This window comes from Phenylobacterium haematophilum, from assembly GCF_014196295.1.
Taxonomy (GTDB): Bacteria; Pseudomonadota; Alphaproteobacteria; order Caulobacterales; family Caulobacteraceae; genus Phenylobacterium; species Phenylobacterium haematophilum.
Genome location: NZ_JACIDK010000002.1, coordinates 93,740 through 106,772, shown reverse-complemented (window position 1 = coordinate 106,772; position 13,033 = coordinate 93,740). Strand labels below are relative to the sequence as shown.

9 protein-coding genes are annotated in these 13,033 nt (G+C 62.2%); 2 read left to right on the top strand and 7 right to left on the bottom strand.

Translation table 11 applies throughout. The features are described from left to right. Nucleotides 1–80 precede the first annotated feature (80 nt). Nucleotides 81–1,046: an ArdC family protein gene (locus GGQ61_RS06325; protein ID WP_183770801.1), complete on the bottom strand. Its 966-nt coding sequence runs from the start codon at nucleotides 1,044–1,046 to the stop codon at nucleotides 81–83. 162 nt (nucleotides 1,047–1,208) lie between these two features. Further along, nucleotides 1,209–2,630 (bottom strand): IS1182 family transposase, encoded by a 1,422-nt coding sequence (locus GGQ61_RS06320; RefSeq protein ID WP_183770800.1) that lies wholly within the window; start codon nucleotides 2,628–2,630, stop codon nucleotides 1,209–1,211. Between the two features lie 161 nt (nucleotides 2,631–2,791). On the opposite strand from GGQ61_RS06320, the gene GGQ61_RS06315 reads away from it, so the two are divergent. Next, complete coding sequence (locus GGQ61_RS06315; RefSeq protein WP_183770799.1) at nucleotides 2,792–3,274, top strand: tyrosine-type recombinase/integrase; 483 nt, start codon at nucleotides 2,792–2,794, stop codon at nucleotides 3,272–3,274. A gap of 54 nt (nucleotides 3,275–3,328) precedes the next feature. Here the strand turns inward: GGQ61_RS06315 and ubiA are convergent, their stop codons facing one another. Beyond that, on the bottom strand, nucleotides 3,329–4,243 hold the full coding sequence (ubiA, locus tag GGQ61_RS06310; protein ID WP_183770798.1) for a 4-hydroxybenzoate octaprenyltransferase: 915 nt from the start codon (nucleotides 4,241–4,243) through the stop codon (nucleotides 3,329–3,331). Between the two features lie 563 nt (nucleotides 4,244–4,806). Here ubiA and GGQ61_RS06305 point away from each other — a divergent pair. Further along, on the top strand, nucleotides 4,807–6,123 hold the full coding sequence (locus GGQ61_RS06305) for a glycosyltransferase (RefSeq protein WP_183770797.1): 1,317 nt from the start codon (nucleotides 4,807–4,809) through the stop codon (nucleotides 6,121–6,123). A gap of 229 nt (nucleotides 6,124–6,352) precedes the next feature. On the opposite strand, the gene GGQ61_RS06300 is transcribed toward GGQ61_RS06305, so the two are convergent. The 4 genes from GGQ61_RS06300 to GGQ61_RS06285 form a co-directional block, all read right to left on the bottom strand. Then, on the bottom strand, nucleotides 6,353–8,380 hold the full coding sequence (locus GGQ61_RS06300) for a Druantia anti-phage system protein DruA (RefSeq protein WP_221220907.1): 2,028 nt from the start codon (nucleotides 8,378–8,380) through the stop codon (nucleotides 6,353–6,355). Nucleotides 8,381–8,449: 69 nt separating this feature from the next. Then, nucleotides 8,450–10,162 carry an ATP-binding protein gene (locus GGQ61_RS06295; RefSeq protein WP_183770796.1) on the bottom strand — a complete coding sequence of 571 codons (1,713 nt, stop codon included), beginning with the start codon at nucleotides 10,160–10,162 and terminating at the stop codon, nucleotides 8,450–8,452. Between the two features lie 3 nt (nucleotides 10,163–10,165). Then, nucleotides 10,166–10,855 (bottom strand): hypothetical protein, encoded by a 690-nt coding sequence (locus GGQ61_RS06290; protein WP_183770795.1) that lies wholly within the window; start codon nucleotides 10,853–10,855, stop codon nucleotides 10,166–10,168. A 189-nt stretch (nucleotides 10,856–11,044) separates the two neighbouring features. Beyond that, complete coding sequence (locus GGQ61_RS06285) at nucleotides 11,045–12,997, bottom strand: ATP-binding protein (RefSeq protein ID WP_183770794.1); 1,953 nt, start codon at nucleotides 12,995–12,997, stop codon at nucleotides 11,045–11,047. Nucleotides 12,998–13,033 lie beyond the last annotated feature (36 nt).

Here is a 13,033-nt window from a genome sequence, read left to right as displayed (position 1 = left end):
ACGTCTAGCGATTTAGACAGTGCTATCTAAAACGACCTGTCCATCGGCGAAGCCGGGCCTCCAGCTCGGGGTCAACAGGTTCATGCCGCCCTCCGTCTCAGAGCCGATTCTATTGTCGCCGTGTTCGCCTCGACGGCCTCAGTCTCCGCGCGCTCGCGATAGCCCAGGATGAAATCCGCCGCCTTTGAGGCAGCGCTGGCGGCGCGCACGATGGCGCGCTTGTCTTCGCGGATGATGGCGAGCCATGATCCCAGGTAGTCTGCGTGGCGGACGGTCGGCGCGATGCCAAGCGAGGCGCAGACGAAGGCTCCGGCCATCTCCGCGACCAGTTCTTCGCGTCCATATTCTGTCGACCCAAACCGGCCTTTCTGATCTCGGCCGAGACGCAACGGATGACCCGTCCAATGGCCCAGCTCATGAAAGGCGGTGCGATGCCAGTTCACCGGCTCGAAATAGGCGTCGGGCCGCGGCACCTGGATGTAGTCGAAACCTGGTGCATAGAAAGCCTGATCCCCGCCTATACGGAAATCAGCCCGCGTGGCCCTGATGAGCGCCTCGGCCGCCGGAAGGATCAGACCTTCGGTAACTGGCGGGGCCGGTGTGCAGATCGCCGACGGAAGCCCTTCACACTGATCGGTGTTAAACACGGTGAACCGCTTCAGCATGGGCACGCGCCCGGCCTCGCGGCATTCGGCTGCGGCGCGCCGCTTCTCCTCGGCCGGGGTGAAGGGCTTGGCGTAGACCACAGTCGTGCCGCGCTCGCCCTTGCGGACATTGCCGCCTGCCGCCAGCGCTTGACGGAAGGTTAGGAAGGCGTTGGTCGAAAAGCCGTACGACACGACGGCGTCCCAGAGAATAACGATGTTGATGCCCGAATAGCGCGAGCGGGTCGACGCGTTGTGCGGCATATCGAGCGGCGCGCGGGCGGCGGACCAGGGCTGAACCCAGGGCACACGGCCCGCCTCCAGCTCGGCGATAATCTTGTCGGTGATGTCCTGGTAAAGGTCGGCACGGTCGCTATCGGGCCGGGTGATGTTGCGCCGCATAGGAAGTCTCCGCGACGGGTCGCGGCGAGCCTCTCTCGCCACTCCTCATCCCGTCACGGGCATTCGGGCCTCACTCTTCTCTCGGGGCGTTGCGGGGCAGGCTGTGCAGAAACTTGCGAACGGCTTGGTCCGCGCGAACTTCGCAAAAGCTGCAGAGGGCCCTCAGCCCTTAGCGATCATCGTTTCAGACCCGAAGGCGTTCACGGCGTGGATGATATTGAACGCCAGGACCGATAGTGCCGCTTCCGCCTTCACCTTCCGTAGGCCTCGAGTAAGGAATCTACCGCCGCCGGACATTCGTTTGATGGTGCCGAAGGGATGTTCGACCGTACATCGCCTGATCCGCATGAGGCTTGGGTCCGCATAGGCGCGCCTCTCCATGCGATCCAGTGCGCTCTGATCAACAAGTCGGTGGATCGTCCGCTGGGCGCCCGGCGTACATCGGCTCTTCAGCTGACAGTCTTTACAGGCGGAGGTGCGATATCTGATCGCCCGGTTGCGGGTATGCTTGCCTGATGGCCGGAGGATCTCGCCAGCGGGACACCTGATGGTGTCGCTCTCCTCGTCGTAGACGAACTGGGTCGGCCGAAAATGCTCGGTGTTCATCGCGCCCCGTTTGATGGGCGCTGACACGATTATCGCGTCGGCCTCGCAACGGGCGACCTCGAGCGCGTTGGAGTAGCCGCCGTCAGTCAGGACGTGCAGCTCGTCGGTCTCCAGAACCTCCTTCGCCCCGACGGCCATCGGATGCAGGAGGTGGCTGTCATTGGCGTCGTTGCAGACGTCGTGATGAACGATCAGTCCGCTCTCCACATCGACAACGCTCTGAAGGTTATAGGCCGGAAGCTTCGGCGCGTGCGCGTAACCCATCGGTTTTGCCTCAGGCTCGCCAAAGACCAGGACCTTTTCGTCTCGCTCCGCGAGTTCAGTCTGGCGTTTGGTGAGCCGCCCCTTGCGGCGCTTCAGCGCTGCGACTGCCTGACTGAAGGCCTCGCGATGAGCGGGCTGGTCGTCAAAGCCTTTCGCCACCTGCTCATCCATCACGTCGAGACGGTCGAGGTAATAGGCGATCTCACCTTCGGTATGCGCTATGTCTCTTGCCAGGCGGTCAGCGCCCGCGATGTTCTTCGGGCTGGCGACAGCACGGATCTTGGTGCCGTCCAACGCAACCATCCGCCCACCGAGCAGGCCTTGCTCGCGACAGAACTGAATAAAGGCGGCGCTGGTGCGGACGATCGCTTCGGGATTGTCGTGCCGGAAGGCAGCGATCGTCCGATAGTCCGGCGCCAACCGCCTCATCAGCCACAGGGCCTCAAGGTCTCGGACACAGGCGCGCTCCAGCATGCGCGATGAACGCACTTGGTTGAGGTAGCCCCAGATGTAGAGCCGCAGCAGGTCACCAGGCCGAAAGCCTGGACGGCCCGTGGCCGCTGCGACAGTGCGGTCGAAACCCAACTCACTGAGATCCAAGCTGTCGACAAACGCGTCTACGACCCGCACCAGCGCATTGGCCGGCACGTAGTCGTCGATGCAAGGCGGGAGCAGGCTGACTTCGGCTCGGCTTGGGCCTTCGATGAAGCTCATTGGCGCCTCCGTCCAAGAGAACCGAACCATCTGATTCTGCAGTGTTTCGCCTGCACTTTGAAGCGCCAGATCGACATCGGGACGGCCATTTTGGGCTTGTGATTTTCACTGGCTCGCTCGTTCAGAGCCAGGGCTGGGGGAGACTTCTTCGAGGAGATCCCATGACTCAATCTGATCTATTCCGTCTGCCGAGAAAGCCTTGGAACGCCGGCCGCATCGTAGGGGCGAAGTCCCCACTCAAGCCGAAGCACATTTGGGCGATCCGCCAGCAACTCAAGCAGCTCGGCCGCGCACGTGACCTGGCCATGTTCAACTGCGCCCTTGATGCAGAACTCCGCGGCTGCGATCTCGTGCGACTGCGGGTGAGTGACGTTGCGAGCGGTGACGTCATCCATTCTAGGGCGACGATCATCCAGCAAAAGACTGGCCGCCCCGTGCCATTCGAGCTCACTGAAGCGACGCGTGACGCCCTACGAGTCTGGCTGACGGAGAGGAGTAAGCTATCGAATGACTGGCTATTCCCCAGCCGCAGCCATGCCGGTTCACATATCGGAACGCGGCAATATGCTCGGTTGCTCAAAACCTGGGTGAAGATGGTCGAGCTCGATACGCAGAGCTATGGCACCCATAAGGGTCGAGGCTGACGAGTGTCAGGGTAGGGCGGCAAGCGCTTTGACCAACCGGACGTTACGGGTCCTTCAAAAAGTTCCGACGAAAGCGGCGACAGCCAGAAGCGCCCCGGTCAGGATGTTCGCCAGAAACAGACGATAGCTGATCTCGGGACGGTCGAGGTCGAAACGCCAAGCTTGCCACGCGAGATGAACCGCAATCACCATCATACCGATGGCGTAGAGTTCCGACATTCCTAGCATCCAGCCACCAAGTGACCACGCGGCCAGCGTAAGACCGTAGAACAGAGCGATGCAGACTTTGCCGCGTGAGCCGAACAGGATTGCCGTCGATTTGAGACCAAGGCGCTTGTCGTCGCGCGCATCGACATAGGCGTAGGCCGTATCATACCCGATCTGCCACGCGACGGCCCCGGCCCACATCAGCACAGCGCCCACCGGAACATGTCCGGCAACCTGCGACCACGCCATGAGCATTCCCCAGTTGAAGGCAGCCCCCAAGACCGCCTGTGGCCAATAGGTGAATCGCTTGCAGAAGGGATAGATGAACACGAGCGGGACGACGCATAACGCGAGCAGGCGGGTATCGGGGCTCAGAACGACAAGGAGCGAGGCGGCGAGCGCAAGCTGTACGACCATGAAGAGAACCGCGCTGGGAATGCCGATCTCGCCATTTGCGAGAGGACGTAATCGCGTTCGCTCGACATGCCCGTCGAAGTTGCGGTCGGCAATGTCATTGATGGTCGAGCCGGCACTTCGCATTAGAAATGCGCCGAGAGTGAATACCAGAAAATCGCGGATTCCGGGGAGGCCATGCGCTGCCTGGAAAAGAGCCGCCCAACAAGGGAAAAGCGTCAGCCAGATACCGACTGGCCTGTCTAGCCGTGCGAGACGGGCATAGGGCCGCATTGCTTGCGGTAAGCGGCGATCCACCCAGTCGCCTCGGTGAATGTCTGTTAGATCGCGGCGGCTTACTGCGGTCATGGGGCGGGCAATCCGATTAGGGTGCGACCAGCTCCTACCGCTAGCGCAAAGCAGTTTCATTATAGGAGCGGACGAGCGCTCCGAAGAGCCAGATTAAGGTTCCCAATCTCGCCAGGCTGTTCGTTGCGCGTTCTGGGCCAGCCAAGTATCCCTCGCGCGCACCGCTATTGAAGGCTCCGACGCGGGAGCGGAAATCCCCTCTCTGCTGGTCTGGTCAGGAAGGCGGGTCTTCACGTCCTTGATCTGCACCCAACTGTCGTAGTCGCCGACTAGGTACTCCTCACCCACAAGCGGACGCCGCCAATGTCCGACATGGGTCGCGAAGCGACATTAGCTAGCGTCCAGAAAGCCGACATTGGCCGACCGGTTCGGCGACGTCCGGTCCTGGGCAGGGACCTTAAGACCGGTTTCGACTCATAGGCGACGTTCGTCGGTCCCGCACTGCTGGCGCACTGCTGGCGCTTGGAAGGTCAAGATCGCGACCGTGTGAACCAGTTGGCGAGCACTTTCCTGGCGGAGCCATTCGGTGCAGAAAACCTCCGTCAGATGTCGGCGGATGTGAGATGCCTGCAAAGATCGTCCTGACCAGCGTCGGATCTTTGGGAGATCTGCATCCCTTCATCGCGCTTGCGCAGCAGCTGAAGGCACATGGTTTCGAGCCTCTCATCGCGGCGAGCAGCGGATATCGGGCGAAAGTCGAGGCGGAGGGGCTCTCGTTCCATGCCGTCACGCCGTCGCCGGAAGAACTCCTGGCGGACACTGGGCTGACGGAAGGGGATGTCACCCGCCATGTCATGCGTTCGAGCACCACTTTTCTCATAAAGAATTCGGTGACGCCCTATGCCGAGCGCAGCTACGCTGACCTCTTAGACGCAATGCGAGACGCCGACCTGGTCGTGGCGTCCAGCTTCTCAATCGTCGCTCGCGTGGCCGCTGAGAAACGGCGATTGCCGGTCGTCAGCCTGTTGCTTTCGCCTATCGCATTTTTCTCTTCGGAGCAGCCGCCGCACCTTATGGAGCTGCCCTGGTTCCCGGCTTTCCGTCGCACCTTTGGCGCACGGGCCGCCAAATTCGTCCTTGATCTGGGCCGAGCACAGTCCCGCCGGCAGACTAAGGCGATCCTCGAGCTACGGCGTCGCGCCGGTGTGCCTACGCCCTCAGGAGACGAGGTCTTAGACGGTCCCCTTCGGGCAGACTGGATCGCCGCCGCCTATTCACCCCTGCTGGGCCCGCTTCCACCAGACGCGCCACCAAACAGTGCGATCGTGGGATTCACCTTCTACGACAGCGAAAGCGGTGGCGCTGGCGGCCTGCCGTCGAATCTCGCGCAGTTCCTCGACGAGGGAGCACCCCCGCTGGTGTTCAGCCTCGGCAGTTTCGGAGTGCATGCCGCCGGCAGCTTTTACGAATCCGCGGCAACGGCGGCTCGTACCCTCGGTATGCGAGCAGTCCTACTCGTCGGTTCAGATGCCGTCTCCACCCATGCTCACCTCGGCAGCGATGATGTCGCGATCGCTGGCTATGCACCGCACTCAATGGTTTTTCCGCGCGCGGCAGCGATCGTCCATCACGGCGGCATCGGCACAGTGGCCCAGGTGATGCGAGCAGGTAAGCCGCAGCTGATCTGTCCGATGCTTGGCGACCAGGCCGATAATGCCGAACGCTTGAAGCGCCTCGGCATAGCTCGGCGGTTGGATCACATGCGGTTCACCCCTGACACTGCCACGCACGCAATAGCTAGTCTGCTGAAGGACGGAGAGGCGTCCCGGCTGGCGGCAAAGTACGCGTCAGAGGTCGCGAATGAAGATGGTGCGCGGCTCGCTACGGAGGGGATCGCAAGGCTGCTGGACCACGTTAGGCGGGAGCGCAGTGGGCGTTAGCCTGCAATTGGCAAGATGACGTAACGTCGGCTACCCACCCCGAACAGTAATTCCGAGAGTCGGCTTTGGGGCAGGATGTCCCATGCAGCCGGCACGGCCATAGAGTTTTTGCACAGCCTGGGGGTTCCCCCGCAGAAGGGGTATGGCCAGACTTGGGCTGGCCATCAGGGGAAGGCTTTCCCCTCATTTTGGATGCTCGCGATACTATCTCTCTGCCCTCGGGATTCTTTCAAACAGGATCGATCGGGAGAAGAAATTGGCCGTCCGCATCGGCGTGCAAGCTCGCTCTTACGCTAGTAGGGCCGAGGCGACCGAGCGCCTCCAACGTTTCTTCGCGACGCACACGGTTCATGACCCATCGCCGACGCCATGCTGCGCCGATATCGCTGCACGACGCATAGGTTCCAGATCCCGCGTTCAGGTCGAGCAATGTCGATCGTGAACCCGGGGTAAGCTCGCAGCCGTAGAATATCCGTGGTGTGGCGTGATGAAGGATGGCGTCGCTTTTCAGTCCTAGGGCATCAAGGCCTTCGCGGATTTGCCTCAATCGCGGACTCGTTCCTTCGCCGAAGCGGTTGTTCACCCTTCGCGCATCGTGGCGAGACATCGCCATGCTGCGCAATGCTTGAGCCGTCTCGCCGCCGAGGTGCAGCGTGCCGAACCCTCCCGTCAGGCTTTTGCCGATTGCTCCCCATTTAATATCAGTCTGGAGGCCGGGATGATCTTCGGCGCGAAGGACAAGCCGGTTGTACTGGCTCGACCCTACCCCGTAGAGGCTAGTAGTTGTGAGGATCTTCAAATCGGCCGGTTTCGAGATCGCTCGCCCTGCCATCTGCGACGCGATAACGCTCGTTTGCCCGCTATAGCGCTTTGCGTAGGCGTTTCTCACCTCGTTGGAGGTGAGCAAAAGCGCGACGAGCTTCCCACCCAGCAGTTCATTGTACGGATGAACCGCACCGCAAATACTGACGTCGGCGACTTCACTAGAGAGCCCGGCCTTCCGAAACTCCGCCAAGGCTATGTCGAGGGCCCGCTGGCCGCTTCGGGTCGTAAAGAGCCTTTCGAGGCCGGCAGCTGGCTCGTCGGCGAGACCGGCGCCGCGCAACATGCCTTTAGCGAACAACAACTGCGCCAAGCTCTCGGCGCGTTTGCGCACGAACAGCAAATCCTCTGAAGCAGCACGCCAGTCAGAGTCTGGCTGCGCGCTCTTCAACTCGCCTCGGTGAGGGCGCATGTGGCCGTCCGATTCACGGTGAGTTTCGTAGTAATCGCGGAGTTGCTGCTCGCGGGCGAACGCCGCCCCTGCAGCCTTCTGCTCGAGCCGCAGCGCCACCGTTTCACCAGGGTCGGCGATCTCGGCGGGGCTCGCGAGATCATCCCAGCGCACCGCCGCGATCGATGCGTCGATACGGCGCATAAGAGACGCGCCGAAGTCCGCGGGATCCCACGTCGCGGTACTGATGCGCTCCTGGGCCGCATCCCTTAGCCAGCCGATCCAGCGGTCGCGGGCAGCCAGTCGCATGACGGGACTGGCCAGCATGGCGATCCCGATGACGGGGCGAAGTGGCCGGGCAGCGTTCCGGATCAATACCATCATCTGCCGGCCGGGGATCGACCGGTATTCGTGCGCCCAGGTATGCCTGAAATACCGCCAGATATCGATCAGCGGCAGGCCGGTGTCAGGGCACTTCGCCCCGGCTTCGGCCACCTCAACCACGGGATCAATGATCCCCTTGAGAGCAACTTCCCGCTCTGCGTCTGAGAGGCCTTCAATGGCTTTCAGCGCTTTTGCAAGCGAGGCTCCGTCATCTACGAGGTCAATGACCGAGGCGCGCTTACCCGAACGAAGCGAACGTCGTTCAACCCGGACAAAGAACTGACGAACGGAGGGTTCCTGGAGTTGGCGCAGCCGCGCACTTTGCAGTGCCGCGCGGACGCGAGCCTTGATATCATTGACGGATTGTTCGCCAGTGCGGGTAATCCCAGGCGGCTGGAAGGTGATCCGGTCGGCATCGACGGCAACTTCCCAGCCTTGCTCGCAAAGATCAGCGACCAGGAGGCAGACCGCGCGGAGTTTGATGCTGTCGCCGTCGTCTATGAAGCGCCGCGCCAAAGTGCGCAACTCGTCGGCGAAGCTCGTGGAAAGCGCCGTCCCAGGGTTGAGAAGGTCGTGAAGCTGTTTGCGCTCACCCGGCGCTAGGAAGGGTGAAAACGCTCGCAAACGGCCTGGACCAAAAAGCTTCTCGTCAGTGGACACCCGCGCTCCAGAATCGAAAGGGCCGCACGAAGCGGCCCACCCTATCTTAGCCAAAGGGGACGCCCTCGGCTAGTTGGGTTCGTCCGACCAAGCCGCGGCTCCGACGTCGACCCCGTCACCGACGCTGAGGTGCTCCGCGAGCATCGCAAGTGCGGCGTCGAGACGCCGCGACCAGGAGTCCACCTGAGCGGATGCCCGCGGGCGGTCGGCATCTGGACTCTCAAGCATGACGTCACCAAGCGAGAAAAGCAGCACCTCCAAAGCCGACCGAAGTTCCGGCGTGGAGACGGGGCCGTCGTAGATTTCCTCGTAGAAGCGATGCGCGGTATTCATGTGTAAGGTCCGAGCGCCATCCTCGCGATCAACTCGGAAGAACGGTCGGCCCGCCGAGTGCTCGAATTTCAGGCTGTAGGGCGACACCCGTAACCCGAAATCCCATTGCCTTTGGCCGCCCCCGGCCAACCCTATCGCGCCAGCGATGCTCATGGCCTTCTCGGAGAGGCGCTGTTCGCCGGCGGTCGGCGTTAGCGCTTCCAACCGGCGTTCGGCTTTGGCCTCTTTCACTTTGTTGCGCAGTTGCTCGATCGCCTTTGGAAGGCCCGCCTCGCGCAGGCGATCCCAGATAAATGGAGACACGGTGACTTGCTGCTTCGAGGTGGTGACGCCGAAGGCTTCGTCCAGGGTAGCCGAGAACTCCACCTCAACCTTGATGTAGCGGTCGTTGTTGATGAAGCTCGTCCACGGAGTGCGGGTCTGGACGTCGATTAGCCGTCCATTTCGGCTGAAGATCAGCCCATGGAAGTCCTTCAAGATCGAGAACCGGCCATTGGCGTTGAGGCCGACCGCGTCTCGGCCCTTGTCGATCGAGCCAAAACTGGGCGGGAGCCAAGCGTAGCGCAGCGTTACTGCCCCAAGATAGGCACCAGCCTCCGGGTCACGGATTTCAATGCGAACGGGGTCGAACGGCTGTGACCGGTCGTCGTCGATGTCATGCAGGTGAAATCCTGGGGTCAGGAAAAGCGGATCTATCGGCTCGACATAGACACCATCCACGAACAGCGCGGCCTCGCCTCGAAGCTTGTGATAAGTAACCCCAAACTGGCGGCAAAGGTTGTCGCGGAGGCCCTGCGTGGTCGCCCATTCAAGCCTGTCCAATTTCTCGATCAGAATGATGGTCCCTGATCGAAATCCGTGGGGATAGGCCTCCTCGATGTGCTGGCGGACGAATCCCGGGAGTTCCCCGGACGTGGGCTCGGGCACCACGATGTCGCCGGACGCATCGGTGTATTCGCCGGCTGTGATTGCATCGAGGTCGAGCGTAACGCTGCGGAAGGCGCCGTCAGAGATTCGGGAGATCACCGTAAACCGCCGACCAAGGCTGACTGACGAGCAAGGAAGGCCGTAACCGTAGCGGCCAAGCCCCCGACGATCATTTTCGCGGTGTGTGCCGCCCCACATCACCGCCATACGGATCATGTCCGCTTCCATGCCGTGCCCGTTGTCGACGACTGCCAACTGCATCGGTTTCTTGCTCGATGTCGTGCCTTCGTAACCGAACAGGACGTCGACACGGTCGGCATAAGCTTGCAGCGCGTTGTCGATCAGTTCGGCGATGGCGTCGCCGTTGCTCCGGTAGCCGATATCCCTGATACCGCGCACGAAGGCCTCGGGCACCATGAGGCCGAAGCGAGAACGCTTAGCGCGTTCGGCGGCGTATGCACGTTGCGCGTCTAGAACCGGACCAAAGTCCGGTTCCCGCGCCGACTGGCTCAGCTCGGACATTGGTCAAGCGGCCGCCTGCAAATCCGAGCAGAAAGCGTCCATTCGCCGCTTGAGAACGAAACGACTGAGCCCCACTTTTACGGCTGCCTCTTCGATCGTCTCGTCGCTGAGGTGAACGAGGCGAAGACCACGGGCGACTTCTGGAGCGGCGCGTTTGAGAACGGCGTCCGCTTCGATGCGATCCTCAACACGCTGCAACTCCGCCTCTTGCCGGAGATCACGGAACCGATCGAAATCGATGAAAGCGAAGTCGCCTTCAGTGAAGCTGTTGCTCTCGATTTCCTGCGGGCTGGCAATGTGTCCGATATGCTCGGCGGCGACCTTGGGGGGCGCAGGAAGCTTCGCGGCCCGCGACGTCGTGGCGACGTTCTCCCGTCTAGGCGTGCGGGTGCGCTCGCCGGGCGGCGCGTAACTTGCGCGGACCGAGCGGATCGCGGCGAGCACGGCTCGGCGAAACAAAATCCTTCCACTGTGCTTAGTCAGCGCGCCGGCGCCGAGTTTCAGCAACTCGACGAAGGCCTGCAGGCACACTTCGTCGTGCAGATCGTCGGGGAGGTCGGGCGCCTTGGCCCGCGACAACCGGAGGGAGTAACGCTCGGCTTCGGCGCCGAGCCGCTGCTGATTGTACGGTTGGCCCGTCAGGGCGGCCTGGATCAAGTGATCCAGCGTAACAGTTGAGACACCGTTGCTCACGGAGTCCTCCTTTCGCTGCTGTAGCCTTCAAAATCAGCTTGAAGGCCGTTGCAGCGTCCGGGGACATGACGGCTCTTGGCCGCACCTACACTGGTCTCGAGCTGTACGCTTACTATGGCCACGATAGCGCGCCCGCACGCCGCAGGCTAGAGGGCGAGGACGTTGGCCAGGTCCCCGCCCCCGGACAACTTAGGCGGCGGCTTGTTCCGCGCCCTCGTCAGCCTGGTTGTCGTCTTCGTCATCCCCCTCGGCGGTTTCTTCGTCCACCGGCGCGGTCGCCTGCTGCATCATCTTGTAGGCGTTGGCGAGGAAGGGGCTCCAGGCCTGCTCCCGCTGGGTTTCATACCAGGCCGCGCAGGTCTCATCTTCGATCACCAGTTCGGCGCGGGCCAGCGTGATCAGAAGGACGTCGAGGGCCTGCTTGGCCTGGTTTCCTTGGGCGAACTTCAGCAGGGGGCCATACAGCGCCTGGAAGAAGGCGTGCTCGCGGTTGATCAGAACAGCCACCTGGCCGCCGGTCTGCCATTCGGGCTTGTAGAACGGCCCTTTGGGCTCGTCGTAGAAGTCGATGACGTACGGACGCTGCTTGGCCTGGTCCTCCAGCGCCTTGCGAGCGCTGTCGATCGAGGTCTTGTTGACCTTGGCCTGATCCTTAGCCTGCTGTTCCAGCTCATCGCGTACCTTGCCCTTGGCGCGATCCGTCACGCGGGGCTTCTGACCGGTCATCGAGTCCGCCTTGGCGGCGGCCGTTTCAGCAACCGTCGGTTCCGCGCTCTTGGCGGCCTCAGCGGCATTCTTCTTGCGCCGCTCCTCGCTGCGCATGTTGCGCTGGTAGGTCTGTTCCTGGCCGAGTTGCTTGTCGACACCCTCGAGCGTGAGCAACCGCCAAAGGTCCTCGATCGGGCGCACCGTCTGCTTGTCGTTGGTGATGCCGAAGATTTCATCCAGCGTCGGATCGAAGCGGACTTCGACGCCCCAGTGATAAGCATAGGACTGCAGCAACGGCCAGTCGCCGAGCCCCTTGGCCTGATCCCGGATCGATTTGGGGAACACGTCGACCGTTTCGATTTCGCGCCCGGCCCGTACGAACGACATGCCGCGGCGAGTCTTGCGGATTTCGAAGCGACGGTGGCTGTCGGTCTCGGCCTTGCCCTTGGTGAACTCGGCGAAACCGTACGGGAACCGGCTGACGCGGATGTAGATCGCGCCAGCGGCTTCGAGATTGGGATCCTCAGGGTCGAGTTCGGCGATGTCCTCGACCTTCGTCAGGGCCAGAACGCCCTCCTCGTTTCGCGCGTACTTGACGGGAATATTCCAGTCGCGCTGCATCTTGGCGCCGCCCTTGGCTTCGTCGAGATAGTAACGGGCGCCCTTGGTCAGGAAGAGCGGATCGACCGGCTCGATCTTCGAGCCTTCGACGTAGAGTTCGGCCTTGTCGAGCAGGTAGCGGTAGGTGACGCCGAAGTCGTCGACCAGGTGCTCCCGCATCAGCGCGGGCGTCCGATAGGAGATTCGATCAGGCTCCACCCAGACGACGACAGTGCCGTGCTCGAAGGAGAGCCCCTTCTTGTCGAGGTAGGTCTGGACGAATTCCGGCAGTTGGGCCTCGACCGGCGTAGGGATCTCCTGCAGCCCGTGATCCTTGACATCACGGGCGTCCAGCCACGCCTTCGTAACCACCGGCGCGCCCGCGACCTTGGTGTAAACTTCGACGAGACGCGTCTGGTTGATGGAGGCGTTGGGCAGGCCGAAGCCGAACTTCCCGATGAAATCGGGTTCGTCGAAATGCGTGCCGGCGCCCCAGGACAGCGCGTACTGCGCCATTTTTGGGATCATGCCCGACCCGTTGTCGATGAACGCGATCGCGCTGACGGAATCCGCGCGCTGATAGGCCTTGAGCTGCTTCGGCCGCTCGAAGCACACATCAATGCGTGTCGCTCCGGCTTCCATCGCGTTGTCGACGATCTCGCGGGCTGCGGCGGCAGTGTTGCGATAGCCGCTGCGGCGCTGGGATTCGAGCGCCTGCGCCGCGTTGAAGAGCGGGAAGGCGTAGTTTTCCGGCAGGCGGTCGAGGTACTTCTGCTGACGCTCCACTTCGGTAAGCAGGCGGTCGCTGGTGGCATTCAGGTCGGTAGTGGTCATGTCATCCTCCTTTGATCACGGCTCCTGGCCGCGTGG

What these genes read in the sequence shown, in the direction of transcription:
- GGQ61_RS06295 (WP_183770796.1), bottom strand. Translation starts at nt 10,162, where the DNA reads ATGTCCGAGCTGAGCCAGTCGGCGCGGGAACCGGACTTTGGTCCGGTT.
- GGQ61_RS06320 (WP_183770800.1), bottom strand. Translation starts at nt 2,630, where the DNA reads ATGAGCTTCATCGAAGGCCCAAGCCGAGCCGAAGTCAGCCTGCTCCCG.
- GGQ61_RS06315 (WP_183770799.1), top strand. Translation starts at nt 2,792, where the DNA reads ATGACTCAATCTGATCTATTCCGTCTGCCGAGAAAGCCTTGGAACGCC.
- ubiA (WP_183770798.1), bottom strand. Translation starts at nt 4,243, where the DNA reads ATGACCGCAGTAAGCCGCCGCGATCTAACAGACATTCACCGAGGCGAC.
- GGQ61_RS06325 (WP_183770801.1), bottom strand. Translation starts at nt 1,046, where the DNA reads ATGCGGCGCAACATCACCCGGCCCGATAGCGACCGTGCCGACCTTTAC.
- GGQ61_RS06305 (WP_183770797.1), top strand. Translation starts at nt 4,807, where the DNA reads ATGCCTGCAAAGATCGTCCTGACCAGCGTCGGATCTTTGGGAGATCTG.
- GGQ61_RS06285 (WP_183770794.1), bottom strand. Translation starts at nt 12,997, where the DNA reads ATGACCACTACCGACCTGAATGCCACCAGCGACCGCCTGCTTACCGAA.